This window comes from Pseudomonas brassicacearum, assembly GCF_003732175.1.
Taxonomy (GTDB): domain Bacteria; phylum Pseudomonadota; class Gammaproteobacteria; order Pseudomonadales; family Pseudomonadaceae; genus Aquipseudomonas; species Aquipseudomonas brassicacearum_G.
The window spans coordinates 127860-141760 of sequence record NZ_MOBI01000029.1 but is presented as its reverse complement, the minus strand read 5'-3'; the positions used below and the strand labels follow the sequence as shown (position 1 = coordinate 141760).

The 13901-nt window shown below is 53.7% G+C and carries 14 protein-coding genes and 1 pseudogene; 8 read left to right on the top strand and 7 right to left on the bottom strand.

The annotated features are described in order from the left end of the window. Positions 1 to 64: 64 nt before the first annotated feature. A pseudogene (locus BK658_RS30875) lies at positions 65 to 178 on the top strand (hypothetical protein); the annotation flags it as partial. Positions 179 to 206: 28 nt separating this feature from the next. On the opposite strand, the gene BK658_RS26725 reads toward BK658_RS30875, so the two are convergent. The 3 genes from BK658_RS26725 to BK658_RS26715 form a co-directional block, all read right to left on the bottom strand. Further along, positions 207 to 431, bottom strand: a complete 225-nt coding sequence (locus BK658_RS26725; RefSeq protein WP_123584904.1) for a DUF7683 domain-containing protein — start codon at positions 429 to 431, stop codon at positions 207 to 209. Then, positions 428 to 1558 (bottom strand): colicin E3/pyocin S6 family cytotoxin, encoded by a 1131-nt coding sequence (locus BK658_RS26720; RefSeq protein WP_259740148.1) that lies wholly within the window; start codon positions 1556 to 1558, stop codon positions 428 to 430. Before BK658_RS26720 ends, BK658_RS26725 begins: the two co-directional genes overlap by 4 nt. A 404-nt stretch (positions 1559 to 1962) precedes the next feature. Further along, complete coding sequence (locus BK658_RS26715) at positions 1963 to 2910, bottom strand: LysR family transcriptional regulator (RefSeq protein ID WP_123584903.1); 948 nt, start codon at positions 2908 to 2910, stop codon at positions 1963 to 1965. A gap of 150 nt (positions 2911 to 3060) precedes the next feature. On the opposite strand from BK658_RS26715, the gene BK658_RS26710 reads away from it, so the two are divergent. Together BK658_RS26710 and mmsB are read left to right on the top strand one after the other, a co-directional pair. Next, positions 3061 to 4584: a CoA-acylating methylmalonate-semialdehyde dehydrogenase gene (locus BK658_RS26710; protein WP_123584902.1), complete on the top strand. Its 1524-nt coding sequence runs from the start codon at positions 3061 to 3063 to the stop codon at positions 4582 to 4584. 10 nt (positions 4585 to 4594) lie between these two features. After that, positions 4595 to 5479, top strand: coding sequence for a 3-hydroxyisobutyrate dehydrogenase (mmsB, locus tag BK658_RS26705; protein ID WP_123584901.1), 885 nt, complete (start codon positions 4595 to 4597; stop codon positions 5477 to 5479). Positions 5480 to 5958: 479 nt separating this feature from the next. Here the strand turns inward: mmsB and BK658_RS26700 are convergent, their stop codons facing one another. Continuing rightward, positions 5959 to 6669: a LuxR family transcriptional regulator gene (locus BK658_RS26700; RefSeq protein WP_185019906.1), complete on the bottom strand. Its 711-nt coding sequence runs from the start codon at positions 6667 to 6669 to the stop codon at positions 5959 to 5961. Positions 6670 to 7222: 553 nt separating this feature from the next. On the opposite strand from BK658_RS26700, the gene BK658_RS26690 reads away from it, so the two are divergent. From BK658_RS26690 to BK658_RS26670, 5 genes are all read left to right on the top strand, one after another. Beyond that, positions 7223 to 7828, top strand: a complete 606-nt coding sequence (locus tag BK658_RS26690; RefSeq protein ID WP_123584898.1) for an acyl-homoserine-lactone synthase — start codon at positions 7223 to 7225, stop codon at positions 7826 to 7828. Positions 7829 to 7986: 158 nt separating this feature from the next. After that, complete coding sequence (locus BK658_RS26685; RefSeq protein ID WP_185019905.1) at positions 7987 to 8862, top strand: LPD16 domain-containing protein; 876 nt, start codon at positions 7987 to 7989, stop codon at positions 8860 to 8862. 123 nt (positions 8863 to 8985) lie between these two features. Next, positions 8986 to 10128: a cysteine desulfurase family protein gene (locus tag BK658_RS26680; protein WP_123584896.1), complete on the top strand. Its 1143-nt coding sequence runs from the start codon at positions 8986 to 8988 to the stop codon at positions 10126 to 10128. A 24-nt stretch (positions 10129 to 10152) separates the two neighbouring features. Further along, on the top strand, positions 10153 to 11058 hold the full coding sequence (locus BK658_RS26675) for a D-alanine--D-alanine ligase family protein (RefSeq protein ID WP_185019904.1): 906 nt from the start codon (positions 10153 to 10155) through the stop codon (positions 11056 to 11058). Between the two features lie 224 nt (positions 11059 to 11282). After that, a complete protein-coding gene (locus tag BK658_RS26670; RefSeq protein ID WP_123584894.1) occupies positions 11283 to 12173 on the top strand; it encodes a DMT family transporter in 891 nt (296 codons plus the stop codon). A 174-nt stretch (positions 12174 to 12347) separates the two neighbouring features. Here the strand turns inward: BK658_RS26670 and BK658_RS26665 are convergent, their stop codons facing one another. The 3 genes from BK658_RS26665 to BK658_RS26655 all read right to left on the bottom strand — a co-directional run bounded on the left by BK658_RS26665 (position 12348) and on the right by BK658_RS26655 (position 13798). Then, positions 12348 to 12692, bottom strand: a complete 345-nt coding sequence (locus tag BK658_RS26665) for a cupin domain-containing protein (RefSeq protein WP_123584893.1) — start codon at positions 12690 to 12692, stop codon at positions 12348 to 12350. A 104-nt stretch (positions 12693 to 12796) separates the two neighbouring features. Continuing rightward, on the bottom strand, positions 12797 to 13168 hold the full coding sequence (locus BK658_RS26660) for a MerR family transcriptional regulator (protein ID WP_123584892.1): 372 nt from the start codon (positions 13166 to 13168) through the stop codon (positions 12797 to 12799). 54 nt (positions 13169 to 13222) lie between these two features. Beyond that, positions 13223 to 13798: an NAD(P)H-dependent oxidoreductase gene (locus tag BK658_RS26655; RefSeq protein ID WP_123584891.1), complete on the bottom strand. Its 576-nt coding sequence runs from the start codon at positions 13796 to 13798 to the stop codon at positions 13223 to 13225. Positions 13799 to 13901: the final 103 nt, after the last annotated feature.

Here is a 13901-nt window from a genome sequence, read left to right as displayed (position 1 = left end):
AGCAACATCAATTTAACGGGGAGTTGGTGTCCGGTTTAGTAGGGGCAAGTCCACCCACCGTGTCACCTACCGATTTCTTGGTCTACTCCTTGTCAGTCTTGGAGTTGCTCAAGGTGGTCCTTTGGTCGAAGGCTTTGGGGATGTCGTCTGCGTTCTACTTGGTGGCTGTGCTGGGTGACCTCATAGCGGTTTACAGCCATCAAGTATCAGGCACTACACGTTAGATAAAGCTCCAGATTCCTGGGTAGTTCCAACGAGCAGAGCTGTTCGATAGCGCTAATTTGCTCCGGGGTCAGCCGGTAATCGTAAACACAATCACCATCCGCTGCCCAACCCATAATGGGCTTAAGCTCCGCGACAGAAACCGGAAGCTCCTTTTCGAAGGACGCGAAGTCCTCGCCTTCAGGAACTCCCATAATTGTATGCTTCATGGCTCTACCTTCCTTGTTGGGTCTGCTGGTTTATTCTGAGCGCCTGTTTCGTGGTCGTACTCACCAAGGTGCTTGCCGCGCTTGTTGTACACCTCAACCGCTCCATGTTGAAAATCCCACTCGTAGATTGTGCCGTCTCTACTCTTCCAGCGTGGGCGTAGGCCACCGCCGCCTTGAATTGGAGTTTTAGATTTGGCCCATTTGGCGTCTGGAAACGCCGGCAGTAAAGCAGGTTTGGGATGATAGTTAGAGCCCGACACGCTCAGCGAGATATAAATCGGCTGGATGCCCGTACTGGGGAACCAGATTATCGCGTCCTGATAGTCTGGTGGATGCTCCGGGTTGACCAATATCTTATCGGCCTGTTCGGTCGGCGGGTACACCCATGTCCCAGGCTTCAACGAGGCGCCTTCCAATGCTGGAATGCCCAGCACCGCATTAGGGTCGGCTGCTGGGGTCCAGATGACCTCAATTCCGTTCCCTATGTCCGCAACCAGTTGATCGCCCCGCGCCTGCGCTGCGATCACGGGCACCTGTTGCCACTCCGTCTTCGTCCCGGTATAGAACCCGTATACGCTCACAGAGCCATCTGGCAGGTGTTTCACATTGACCCGCACACGGGTGTTCCCTTGGCTCAACTGGGCGTATTGCTCGGACGTATAGAAGGCGCTGTCAGCGGAAGTATCGTCAGGTATCAGCAACGCAGCGAAGCCCACAGCCGTGGAACCAGCTAACGCTAAGGTGCCCCGAAGAAGGGCTGTGAGGGCTGAAGCATTACCTGAACCCCCGACCCATTGCAGTGCAGTACCTCCAGCAGTTACCGCTGAGCCCGTGCCCAGTACCGCATAGGTGCCGTACTGCTTCAGTGACTCAACAGGTACAAAGCCACCGGGATTGCTATGGTTAATCACCCCATCGGGTAATGCACAGGACTTGGCGAAGACACAGCCCTTGAGCGGTGGCGGCGGTGTCTTTTCGGGGATCGGTGGCGGATCTTCAGGAGGAGGTGGCTCTTTGACGGCTCGTCTGCGTTTAGCTTGCAAAAGTGCATCAAGCCGCGCTTTCTCCTTCATTGCTTGGTCATAGCATACTTTGCAATGGTGACCTGCCCAGTTCCCTTCGGCCATACAGCTATCATCCTGATAAGTTAGCCGTACAGTTTACGACGGGGGCTACGCAGGCGCTGTAGGCATTTTCCTAAAGATGCCGGGAGATAGAGATTTTTGTACACCTCAGTGGTCGCCATGAGAATCTGACAGAAAAATCTGAATGACCACCTCAATGTTCTAACAGCCTCAAAGTCCCCCGTAGGCCCCTCGTTAGCTGCTCGCCAGCTCACAGCGCGCCTGAGCCTTATCGCGTGCCCGCATGGGGTCCTTATCGCGCTCGCGCAGGCCTCTGGAAGCGGGGTCTTTGAGGTGGCTGGAGATGCTCCCTGATGTCACAAGTTGCGTACCAATCCCTGTCACAAAACCTTGGCAAAGACCCGCTGACCTCGTTACGATGCGGCCACCTGAATCCTTGAAGATTCTTAATCAGCGAAGTACATCGTTCGGGTTTCACCCCTCAATAGCGCCTGATTCTGCTCGGTCACGGCGCGGATGTAATCCCACAACAACGTGATCCGCTTGAGCTTGCGCAAGTCCTCGCGGCAGTACATCCAGAACTGCCGGGTGATGTTGATTTCCTCCGGCAGCACCGGCAGTAGTCGTGGATCCTGAGCCGCCAGGAAACATGGCAGAATCGCCAGCGAGCGCCCTTGCTGCGCGGCCACGAATTGCGCAATCACGCTGGTGCTGCGCAGGTTGGCGCTGGCGCCGGGCAGTACATTCGCCAGGTACAACAGCTCCGAGCTGAATGCCAGATCGTCGACATAACTGATGAACTGATGCTTGCCCAAATCTGCTGGGCGGCGGATGGGCGGGTGTTGGTCGAGGTAATCCTGGGTCGCGTACAGCTGCAAACGGTAGTCGCAGAGTTTGCAGCAGACGTAAGGGCCGTGCTCCGGGCGCTCCAGGGCGATGACAATATCTGCCTCGCGCTTGGACAGACTGATGAAGTGCGGCAGCGGCAGGATATCCACCGAAATCGCCGGGTAGGCATCGACGAAGTGGCTGAGCTGCGGGGTGATGAAAAAACTGCCGAAACCCTCGGTGCAGCCCATCCGTACATGGCCGGATAACGCCACGCCCGAGCCGGACACCTGCTCGCACGCCATGTGCAGCGTGCTTTCTATGGATTCGGCATAACCCAGTAAACGCTGGCCCTCGGCGGTCAATACAAAGCCATTGGTCCGTGATTTTTCGAACAACAATGTCCCCAATGCACCTTCCAGCGAACTGATCCGCCGTGACACGGTGGTGTAATCCACCGCCAGGCGTTTGGCAGCGCTGCTGGCCTTGCGGGTGCGGGCGACCTCGAGGAAAAACTTCAGGTCGTCCCAGTTCAACGAGCCTAACGATGTGATGTTTTTTTGCATGTTTGACCGGCTTTTATGTGCGTTCTTATTAGAAGTTTGCACATCTATACTCCAAAAACAGTCCGACAACCAACTCGCGACACACGCCTCATTACAAGGCGACTTTTCTCGCCTTGGCTCCCTGCATAACAACAAGTCCAGGAGACCGTCATGAACGCATCGCTCACGCCAGAAACCACTGTGCAAAAGGTCAAGCTGTTGATCGACGGCCAATGGGTCGAGTCCCAGACCACCGAGTGGCACGACATCGTCAATCCGGCGACCCAGCAAGTGCTGGCTAAAGTACCGTTCGCTACGCCCGCGGAGGTCGACGCGGCGATCAGCGCCGCTCATCGCGCCTTCCAGACCTGGAAGCTGACACCGATTGGCGCGCGGATGCGCATCATGCTCAAGCTTCAGGCGTTGATTCGCGAGCACTCCAAGCGCATCGCCGTAGTTCTCAGCGCCGAGCAGGGCAAAACCATTGCCGACGCTGAAGGCGATATCTTCCGTGGCCTGGAAGTGGTCGAGCACGCGTGCTCCATCGGCAGCCTGCAAATGGGTGAATTCGCAGAAAACGTTGCGGGTGGTGTTGATACCTACACCCTGCGCCAACCGATCGGCGTCTGCGCCGGCATCACGCCGTTCAACTTCCCGGCGATGATCCCGCTGTGGATGTTCCCGATGGCCATCGCCTGCGGCAATACCTTTGTGCTCAAACCGTCTGAACAAGACCCGATGTCGACTATGCTGCTGGTGGAACTGGCCATCGAGGCTGGTATTCCAGCCGGCGTGCTCAACGTCGTTCACGGCGGCAAGGATGTGGTGGACGCGCTCTGCACCCACAAAGACATCAAGGCTGTTTCGTTCGTCGGTTCGACTGCGGTCGGTACTCACGTCTACGACCTGGCCGGCAAACACGGCAAACGCGTGCAATCGATGATGGGGGCCAAGAACCACGCGGTGGTGCTGCCTGATGCCAATCGTGAGCAAGCCCTCAATGCGTTGGTCGGCGCCGGTTTCGGCGCGGCCGGTCAACGCTGCATGGCCACCTCGGTGGTGGTGCTGGTGGGCGCGGCCAAGCAGTGGCTGCCTGACCTCAAGGCATTGGCGCAAAACCTCAAAGTGAATGCCGGCAGCGAGCCAGGCACCGACGTCGGCCCGGTGATTTCGAAACGGGCCAAGGCGCGGATTCTTGAACTGATCGAAAGCGGTATCAAGGAAGGCGCAAAACTGGAGCTCGATGGCCGTGACATCAGCGTCCCAGGGTATGAAAAAGGCAACTTTGTCGGCCCGACCCTGTTCTCCGGCGTGACCACCGACATGCAGATCTACACCCAGGAAATCTTCGGTCCGGTGCTGGTGGTGCTGGAAGTCGATACCCTCGATCAGGCTATTGCGTTGGTCAACGCCAACCCGTTCGGTAACGGCACCGGCCTGTTCACCCAGAGTGGTGCGGCAGCGCGTAAATTCCAGAATGAAATCGACGTCGGTCAGGTTGGCATCAACATCCCGATCCCGGTGCCGGTTCCGTTCTTCAGCTTCACCGGCTCCCGTGGTTCCAAGCTCGGTGACCTCGGTCCGTATGGCAAGCAAGTGGTGCAGTTCTACACTCAAACCAAGACCGTCACCAGTCGCTGGTTCGACGATGACAGCGTCAATGACGGTGTGAACACAACCATCAATTTGCGTTAAGGAGCCGGACATGAAAATCGCTTTTATCGGTCTCGGCAACATGGGCGCGCCGATGGCGCGCAACCTGATCAAGGCTGGCCATTCGCTGAACCTGGTCGACCTGAACAAAGCCGTACTCGCCGAGTTGGCGCAACTGGGCGGCACCATCAGCGCCACGGCGCGTGAGGCTGCCCAAGACGCAGAACTGGTGATTACCATGCTGCCGGCGGCTGTTCATGTGCGTAGCGTCTGGCTGGGTGAAGACGGCGTGCTGGCCGGGATCGCCAAGGGCGTTCCCGCTGTGGATTGCAGCACCATCGACCCGCAGACCGCCCGCGATGTTGCCGCTGCTGCGGCCAAGCAAGGTGTAGCCATGGCGGATGCGCCGGTTTCCGGTGGCACCGGTGGTGCTGCGGCCGGGACGCTGACGTTTATGGTCGGTGCCACGCCGGAATTGTTCGCCACCCTGCAACCGGTACTGGCGCAGATGGGCCGCAACATTGTGCATTGCGGTGAAGTCGGCACCGGGCAAATCGCCAAGATCTGCAACAACCTGTTGTTGGCGATTTCCATGGTCGGCGTCAGCGAAGCGATGGCCCTTGGCGATGCCTTGGGCATCGACACTCAGGTGCTGGCGGGGATCATCAACAGTTCGACCGGTCGTTGCTGGAGTTCGGAGATGTACAACCCATGGCCGGGCATCGTCGAAACAGCACCGGCATCGCGTGGTTATACCGGCGGTTTTGGTGCCGAACTGATGCTCAAGGACCTCGGGCTGGCCACTGAAGCTGCGCGTCAGGCGCATCAACCGGTGATGCTTGGCGCGGTGGCTCAGCAGTTGTATCAGGCGATGAGTCAGCGTGGCGAAGGCGGCAAGGATTTCTCGGCAATCATCAACAGCTATCGCAAACCCTGATAGGGGGGCGGGACTGTGGCGAGGGAGCTTGCGCCCGCTGGTTCGCGAAGCGGACCCATGAGGCCAATGCGGTTTGTCAGATACGCCGCGTGTTCAGGATTGACGACCGCTTCGCCCGAACGCGGACCGGCCGACGGGAGCAAGCTCCCTCGCCACAAATACGGCGTAATCCGTCGATACTTTCCGAGAGCCCACGTCGGGTGGACTCTCGGTTTTTTATTGCTAAATCAGGCAAACACAAAATAATTGCGTATGGCTCGAGGCTTGCTCAGTATCTCTGAGACGGTCTGGATAATCGTTCCTCTTTCTCTCCCTTGCAACCAGATGGGGGGAAGGAATCTGCTCGGGGGACTCTATATTTCGACGGCCAGTCTGAGAAAGAGGGATGAAGTCGCCGAGTTGCGGTGCGCTGAGCAAGGAACGGCGGGCCTGGATCAGACAGTGGTATTTAGATTTTGAAGGGGGACGCCAAGGCGCTATCAAATCATACCGAGTACAGTCGCCTTTACAGCAGCCTCTGCCTTGTTGGACGCGTTCAGTTTTTTGAGTGTGTTGGTGATATGAAATTTTACCGTGCGCGCATCTATATTCAGGATGTTGCCAATCTCAATGTAAGTCTTGCCAGCCGCCGTCCATCTTAAGACCTCCCGCTCTCTATCGGTCAGATCTGTGAGTGATTCCGGCATTCTTTCAGGTGATAAAAAACCACTCATGGCGGAGTGTACGAGACTGGTCAGCCACATCAGCTTGGGCTCCTGAAGTGCAAGCTCCCTGGCTGAAATGAAATCATGGCTACGTACCATGGAAAGCTGACCGATCACACCAAATCGGCCGAACGCGCTCTGACACCAACCATGGGCGAGGCCGTGCATTCTGGCCTCCTCCCAGAACTGCCCATCCTGAGAGGCCGATTGCGCTTCCCATGTGAGTGGGCGATGTGTATTCAACGCGTGACGCACGGTAGGGTCCAGAAAAAAATAATTATTATTGATATAACTCTCTTCCCAGGCTTTGGGATAGGAGGACAACAAATGGAATGTAGGGGGGGTGACAGGGAGGGGGATTCGAATGCCATAAGAACAGGATTGAAAACCTAAACTTTCAGCGACGGATTGCAAGCTGGAAAATAATGCAGTTTCGGATTTGGATTCCGAACAGAGAGCTAGAAATTCTTCAAGCCAGTCAGCCAAAGGCATAGTCCTTTTTTTTGTAACGCTTCCATTCAATCGGCAGTAGCGGGTGCCGAGTAAAATGATACTTCATGTCTATTGGGTTTTCCATTGATCTTGTTTAACTTGCGTGAGCACTATTTGAGAGTGCATTGACGCCAATTGTTGATTGTTTGATCAGGAAATTAGTGCGGGAACTCATGAGGTTGACTTTTAGCCATCCTATGTCATGGGGCGACGACTAACTGAGAGATGAACTTCGTGGCCTGGGGGAACCCGGCAACAACGGCCGGGTATCGCGAGTGAAAAGGCACTGCTGCAACAACCGTGAGCATCAGCTGGACCTGGTTCGCCTCGACTGTCAACGAGCCCCCCCGCCGGGCCCTGATGGACTGGGAAAGAACCTGATGCTGCGCTGTGTCAACAGCTATAACCTGGGCGGAGGTCACTCGGAAAGCCTGCTTGTCACGTGGCTGTCACTACCCTTGATGGGCACTGTGACCTGCCCAAACGGGCAGCTATGAAAAAACAGCATTTACATCTCTAATTGTTGGACTAACCAATTGGAGGGGTTATGTTGCGTTTGATTACAGGGATGAGCAGTGAAATCAATCAAAACGTAATGTATGGGCTTGCAGAATATCGTTACGAGATATTTGTCAAAAAGATGGGCTGGCTACTGAACTGCCCAGAGGGTTTTGAACAGGACGAATTTGATCGGCCAGACACCGTGTATGCGATCGCGCTGAATGCTGATAACAACATATGTGGCTGTGCACGTTTGCTTCCAACGAACAAACCTTATTTGCTATCAGAGCACTTTGTTTATCTGATGGGGGGTGCCAGCCTCCCCAATCATTCGGGAACATGGGAGTTGTCCCGCTTTGCGATTAGCCCCACCGGAAATGGAAGTAGCCACTCAGGCAGGAATTGGGCTGATACCGTTGCTCTTGTTCGAAAAGTTATTGCCACAGCAATAGACCTGGGTGCCGACAAACTGATTGCGGTATCGGCGGTAGGGAACGAGCGTCTGTTGAAGCGCATGGGGGTCAATGTTCATCGAGTGTCGACTCCTCAACTGGTCGATCAGAAACTGGTTGTAGCGTTTTGGATCGAGATTGATCAACAGACTCGGTCCGCATTGGATATCGATTGCCCATCCCGGGTACTTTCAAGTTAAAGAAGTTCCTCTTGCGATTGTTTTTAGTGTCTGAATGATTGGCTCATCAATATCACGTGCTTGTGCGAATAATGGCAAGCAGTGGCGGATTTTGACTTCGAGTGTAGTGCCCCCATTGTGTCGATTACGACGTTTTTATCAAAAGTAAGGAAGTGCGAATGGCCGTTATTTCATCTCGTCATGAGTTTGTTGCGTCAGAGCAAGAGTTACTTGGGTTGATAGATGAAGAGTTAAAAGACTCGGGTTTTAATGAGCTGGTTGTCATGGCGGGGCACTTCATGCTTTTTTATGATGAGCGGACCCAGAAACTGGTTCCGGGCATTTTTCAGGAGCATAACGACAATGTGCTCAAAGAGCGAATCAAGCAACGTGTCGGTATTTTTCCGAAGTACACATGGGATATCTCATTGGATATCGCCAAAAAATACCGGGAGTCTGTGGGCGATGTTAAGTTTCTAATGCTGATTAACGACTGGCAGTATGTGCCTGAGACTGGATCGGCTAGTGAACATCGAACAAAATTCTATGATGGTTTCACGAGGCTGCCGAATACTTACCGGGAATCCCTGGAAATTCAAGGGGTGTTTACCGAAGACGATGTACTTCCGAGTCGCAAACACGGCCTTGCATTCCCGGAAACATGGCTAAAATATAGATTTCAAAAAAGCGCCGCCAAACTGGTGAAGCAAGGAAAACTTGAGAAAAGGGTTCTTGAAGACCGCCCGAGCCAATCGGAAATTTCTTTTCTGGATGAGAGTGGTAATTATCGGACGCTCATCAGTTGTGGAATTACGGGGTGCGCAGGGGAAGTGACGGAAATGATTTCCGAAGTCTATAAAGCAGGAAAGCGACTTATGCTCATATTCGCACCGGGTGAATGTCATGCGCCTGTCAAGTCGGGTATTGAGATTGCGCTTTCTCTCTATGGCCTGGAGGGAATGAAGATCATCGTGGCGGATCCCGGGGGAAGTGGCGAACTGACACCCGAAGAGATATACAACAAAATGGTTAATTTTTCAGTCTTCCGTTCTTAATCTTGTCTTCAAAGCCCGTGCATAGGTCCGTGTGCCGGTCTTGAAGGCGGATGGAAAAAAGCAGTTCTGTTCTCTGGGACGGTTAAATAATTAACCGTCCAGATCAAGACGTGGAGATGTTAGATGGATATATATCTGGACAGTGCGGCAACAACCAAATGTAATGAACAAGTCATTTTGTCAATGAGTCAGTTTCTCGCTGATCACTACGGTAATGCATCATCTCCTCATAAAATGGGGAAAATTGCTCAGCATGCCGTGAATGTCGCTCGGGCGAAGATAGCTAACGCACTGCGTGTCTCTTCGACCGAGGTCGTGTTCACTTCCGGCGCTACCGAAAGCAATAACATTGTCATTCAGGGGGCGTTTGGCTATGGAGAGACGGCGCCGGTCAATGCCGTGTTTTGTCCCATTGACCATAAATCTACAATTGAAGTCTCAAAGGAGTTGTGCCGAAGAGGCGTTGATGTGCGTTATGTCAAGGTCGGGCGAAATGGGCGTGTTTGCCTCTCATCTCTTGAAGCGCTGATTGATGATAATACCCGGTTGGTCAGTATCAGTTATGTGAACTCGGAAATAGGGACGTTTCAGGATCTCAATGAGATTTCTCGTCTTTGTGAGTCTCGCAAACTTATTCTGCATGTCGATGCTGCCCAGGCTTTCGGCAAGCTGAAACTGGAAGTAGAGAATAGTCGAATTGATTGTATTTCATTGTCCGCTCACAAGATTGGAGGACCAAAGGGCATTGGTGCCTTGTATGTGCGCAAGGCAACTCAGCAACGCTTGCGGCCACTGACTTTTGGCGGTGAGCGTAATAGTCTGAGAAGCGGCACCATGCCGACTCAGTTGATCGTTGGCTTGGGCGTGGCTTGCGAGATACGGAGCGGCGCGGACCTGGAGAGTGAATGGAGCCACCTCACAGCCCTTCGGGATCTGTTTCTCTCGGGGCTGTCGTCCGCAGGTGTGATGTATGAGGTGAACTCGTCTTTAGACGTGAGCGTGCCCCATATCTTGAATATCAGTTTTCAAGGCGTTCGTGCCGAAACGCTGATCAGCTCGCTGGATAATATTTATATTGCATCAGGATCGGCGTGTAACTCCGACAGTCTGGAGCCCTCTTATGTGCTGAAGGGCATCGGCATGAGTGATCAGAGCGCTAACTGTTCCGTGAGGATTTCATTGCATCCGGATATCACCAGATCGCACATCGAGGATGCCGTTCATATTATCGCCAATAAGGTGCTACAGCTTCAGTCGTTCGTATAAGTTCCGGACCCAAAGGAGATGGCAGTGACAGAGCAAAGAAAGTTCTTGATCCTGAAAGGCGGGAGTTCTTCTGAGCGAGAAATTTCTCTCAAGACTGCCGCCCATGTAGAGGCAGCATTTGATCGCATGGGACTGGATTACCAATCGCGGGAGGTGAATGGTTTTTCCGAATGCTTGTCCTTGCCATTGAAAGGTGTTGATTATGTATTCAACGCCCTGCATGGAGGGTATGGCGAGGATGGGACTCTCCAGGCGTTTTTGGATGGCTTGGATATTCGCTACAACGGTGCTGGTCGTGAGGCCAGCGCAATCTGCATGAGTAAGGTACTGACGCGTCTGGTCGCTTCGGCAAGCGGTGTCCGCGTTCCGGAAGGCGTCTGGATACCCTGCGCAGAAACTGCAAATTTTAGTCGCTTGCAATCTACCCTCGGGACCAGTTTTGTTGTAAAACCCGATGCGCAGGGATGCAGCATCGGCGTGAGTGCCGTTAACAGTAAAGATGATTTCGATGCGGCATTGTCCATATTGAACAAGTTCAAGGGACGGACGTTGTTTGAAGAGTTGGTGTCGGGTGATGAGATCACCGTGGGAGTGCTAGATGGAGAGATATTGCCATTCCTGCTGATATCTCATACTCACTCGTTATTCAGTTACGACGCGAAATTTAACTCCCCGGACACCACATGTTATTCGATAGCGCAGGTGCCACCTGACGTAGTGGCGCGTGTTGAAAAGGATGTGTGGCGGATGTGCTGTATTCTCGGTATCCGGGACTACGCCCGATTTGATTTCATTATTAAGGACGGCGTGCCATTCCTTCTTGAGGTCAACACGTTACCGGGTTTGAATTCGCACAGTGTATTCGTCAAGGCGAGCGGGTTGGCGGGTATGGATTACGATAGTGTCATTGGAAAAATCATCAACTCCTGATTAAAGTCTGATCACCCTCCGATGAAGCTCGTGTACTTACCAGACCGGGTATCTCTGACGCAGTGTGTGCATTGAGTATGCTGATGCTGAGGTGCCTGTGAGCTTGTCGATATTGGGTTGTTTGTCAGGCATGGCGTTCGCTTGATTCGCAGAAAATAGTGTAGATTCAGTGAGTTTTGCTATTTAAGGGCGGCTGTGCCTGATGATTCGTCAAGGGGGTAGGGATGCTTTTATCGGATAGCTTTCGTACGCATGGAGCGTTGGTTGTGCTTGTAGGGGTTTGGACGCTCGGCTGGTTTTTAACCGAAGTCGGGTTGGAGAGTTCGACTCCTTTTTCATTCACTGCCGTGCGATTTGTGCTTGCGGCGGTTTTAATGCAGTTGATTCTGGCATGGCGGCAAAAGCGCGATGCATTGAAGCGCGTGGAATGGGTATGGGTCGGTCTTATCGGATTGTTTCAGACCACGCTGATGTTTTCACTCGCGACCTATGGTTTGCTTCAGGTGGGGATAGCCAAAGCAGCGATTCTTATTTATTCCACTCCTTTGTGGAGCAGTTTGCTGGGCTGGCTGTTTTTGAAGGAGCGTTTTACACTCCTCAAATGTGCAGGTTTGATGGTCGGTTGTGTTGGAATGGTGGTCATGGTTTCCCCAAGCCTGTCAAAAGAGAGTTTCATTGGGGAAGCATTACTGGTCGGCTCGGCCATGTCATGGTCAGTCTCGAGCTTTCTTTTGAAAAAATACCTTCCGAACGCTGACAAGCTGGCCATCGGAACATGGCAAATGACCTTTGGAGCGATTGGACTGCTTGTGCTCGCCCTGATGGTCGATGGTGGCGTCAAATTCGACGTTAACGCCGAGAGTCTGCTCGCCATGCTGTATGTCAGTATCGTTGGCTCAGTCGTTGCGTTTTCACTGTGGTTCTATGTTGTCCCGCGGATTGACCTGCTTCATTCCAGCATGGCGTCGGTAGCGGTACCTGTCGCGGTGTTAGGGATAGAAGGCGTTGTCTTGGAACAACACCTGGACAGGACATTGCTGTCGGCTTCGATGTTGATCATTGGGGGTATTGTTCTGGTGTTTCTCAGCGATCATATTGGCAGAAACGAACGCTAGTGCATGGCCCATCAGGAGGTGCGACTTGACCTGTGCCTTGCCCGTTACTCACCTTGTTGCTGTCCCCGCTCCGCCAGCTTTTGTTCTGGGTAGAAATGTAATGTTAGTTGTCAGCTGTTAACGACGGTACACCCCAGCGTTAGAGGGCCAGTTGGCCCTCTAACTCATTTGAGTTTACGCAAACACAAAATATTTACGCACTGTCTCAACAACTTCCCAGGTACCTTTCATGCCGGGTTCAACTATAAAAATATCACCGGCTTTCAAATGAATAGGATCCTGCCCGTCAGGTGTAATGATGCAATATCCCTCGCGGAAGTCGCAGTACTCCCACTTCACATACTCGACTCGCCATTTACCCGGCGTGCAGATCCAGGTGCCCATGATCTTGCTGCCGTCTTCGCTGGTGTAGGCGTTGAGGTTGACGGTGTGCGGGTCACCTTCGAGTTTTTCCCATTTGCAGGCATCAAGCACCGGCAGTGGATGGGTATCGCGAAGAACGGTAATGGGTTTGGACATGCTGACTCCGAGCGTTAGGCAGGACTGAAGTCGCACCCTATAGCGCCCGGCTCGGTGTCAGTTGTCTGTGCTCGACACTCAGCTGTCCAGAAACGCGCTATCGATCAAACCTGCTCAAGCGGACAGTCAGATTGAGCCTGCTTGAGGCTGGCTTCGAACTCAGTCAATTGCACGTATTGGCGGGTCAACGTTGCGATTCTATCTGTCAGATCCTGCTTTTTATCGGCAATCGCCTGATGCGCCAGATGCCACGGCAGTGCCTGCCCGCGTTGGCCCTGAAGCACCGCCTGCAATTCCTTGAGCTTGAACCCCAGTTGCTGAGCGCATTTGATGAAGGTCAGCAGCTCGACGCTCTGTTGGTCATAGAGGCGGTATTTGCCTTGGCGTTGCGCGGGCGGCAGGAGGCCGATGTCCTCGTAATGGCGAATGCTTTTGACGGTCGTGCCCGACAGTTGCGCGGCTTTGCCGATGAACATGAAAAATCCCTTTTTGTGAGTGTCTCCGTTGATCCGCGCGATTATCCACGAGACTCAGCCAGCACCGATAGCGTGTGCCTGCATGAGCCAGAGTTCCCGTTGATGCTCACTCGAGCCCAGGATCGGGCCGAAGGTCAGGGTTTTTAGCGGTGTGATACCGCAGAACGCCAGTGTGGTTTTGCGCATCTGATGCAGTCCGGGCATGCGATAGATCCAGCGGTAGTACCAGGGCGGGGTGTCCATGGTCACCAGCAGGTCGGCCGTGCGCCCGTGCAGGAGTTTGTCGGGGAAGGCTTTGCCTTGGCGGTACTTGAAGGCAAAACCGGGAAGGAATGTTCGGTCGAAAAAGCCCTTGAGTAACGCCGGAATCGCCCCCCACCAGATCGGATACACAAAGGTCAGGTGTTCCGCCCAGGTGATATCCGCCTGAGCCTTCAGCAGATCGTCTTCCAGCGGCTGAATCTGTTGATAGCCCTCGCGCAATATCGGGTCGAAACTCAAGGTTCCCAGGCGCAACTCACGGACCTCATGCCCGGCGTTTTTTGCCGCCTGTACATAGCGGTCGGTGAGGGCACCGCAGAAACTGTTGCTTGATGGATGGCCGAGAATCACCAGTATCCGTTTGCTCATCACTTCGTCCCTGGGTAGCAAAACGATAAGGATAAAGTCGGCCCCTTGGGGGAGAGTCAAGCGTCGCCAGGTGCCTGTTTCGGGCATTGAAATTTTCACCCGC

What these genes read in the sequence shown, in the direction of transcription:
- BK658_RS26725 (WP_123584904.1), bottom strand. Translation starts at nt 431, where the DNA reads ATGAAGCATACAATTATGGGAGTTCCTGAAGGCGAGGACTTCGCGTCC.
- BK658_RS26720 (WP_259740148.1), bottom strand. Translation starts at nt 1,558, where the DNA reads ATGGCCGAAGGGAACTGGGCAGGTCACCATTGCAAAGTATGCTATGAC.
- BK658_RS26715 (WP_123584903.1), bottom strand. Translation starts at nt 2,910, where the DNA reads ATGCAAAAAAACATCACATCGTTAGGCTCGTTGAACTGGGACGACCTG.
- BK658_RS26710 (WP_123584902.1), top strand. Translation starts at nt 3,061, where the DNA reads ATGAACGCATCGCTCACGCCAGAAACCACTGTGCAAAAGGTCAAGCTG.
- mmsB (WP_123584901.1), top strand. Translation starts at nt 4,595, where the DNA reads ATGAAAATCGCTTTTATCGGTCTCGGCAACATGGGCGCGCCGATGGCG.
- BK658_RS26690 (WP_123584898.1), top strand. Translation starts at nt 7,223, where the DNA reads ATGTTGCGTTTGATTACAGGGATGAGCAGTGAAATCAATCAAAACGTA.
- BK658_RS26685 (WP_185019905.1), top strand. Translation starts at nt 7,987, where the DNA reads ATGGCCGTTATTTCATCTCGTCATGAGTTTGTTGCGTCAGAGCAAGAG.
- BK658_RS26680 (WP_123584896.1), top strand. Translation starts at nt 8,986, where the DNA reads ATGGATATATATCTGGACAGTGCGGCAACAACCAAATGTAATGAACAA.
- BK658_RS26670 (WP_123584894.1), top strand. Translation starts at nt 11,283, where the DNA reads ATGCTTTTATCGGATAGCTTTCGTACGCATGGAGCGTTGGTTGTGCTT.
- BK658_RS26665 (WP_123584893.1), bottom strand. Translation starts at nt 12,692, where the DNA reads ATGTCCAAACCCATTACCGTTCTTCGCGATACCCATCCACTGCCGGTG.
- BK658_RS26660 (WP_123584892.1), bottom strand. Translation starts at nt 13,168, where the DNA reads ATGTTCATCGGCAAAGCCGCGCAACTGTCGGGCACGACCGTCAAAAGC.
- BK658_RS26655 (WP_123584891.1), bottom strand. Translation starts at nt 13,798, where the DNA reads ATGAGCAAACGGATACTGGTGATTCTCGGCCATCCATCAAGCAACAGT.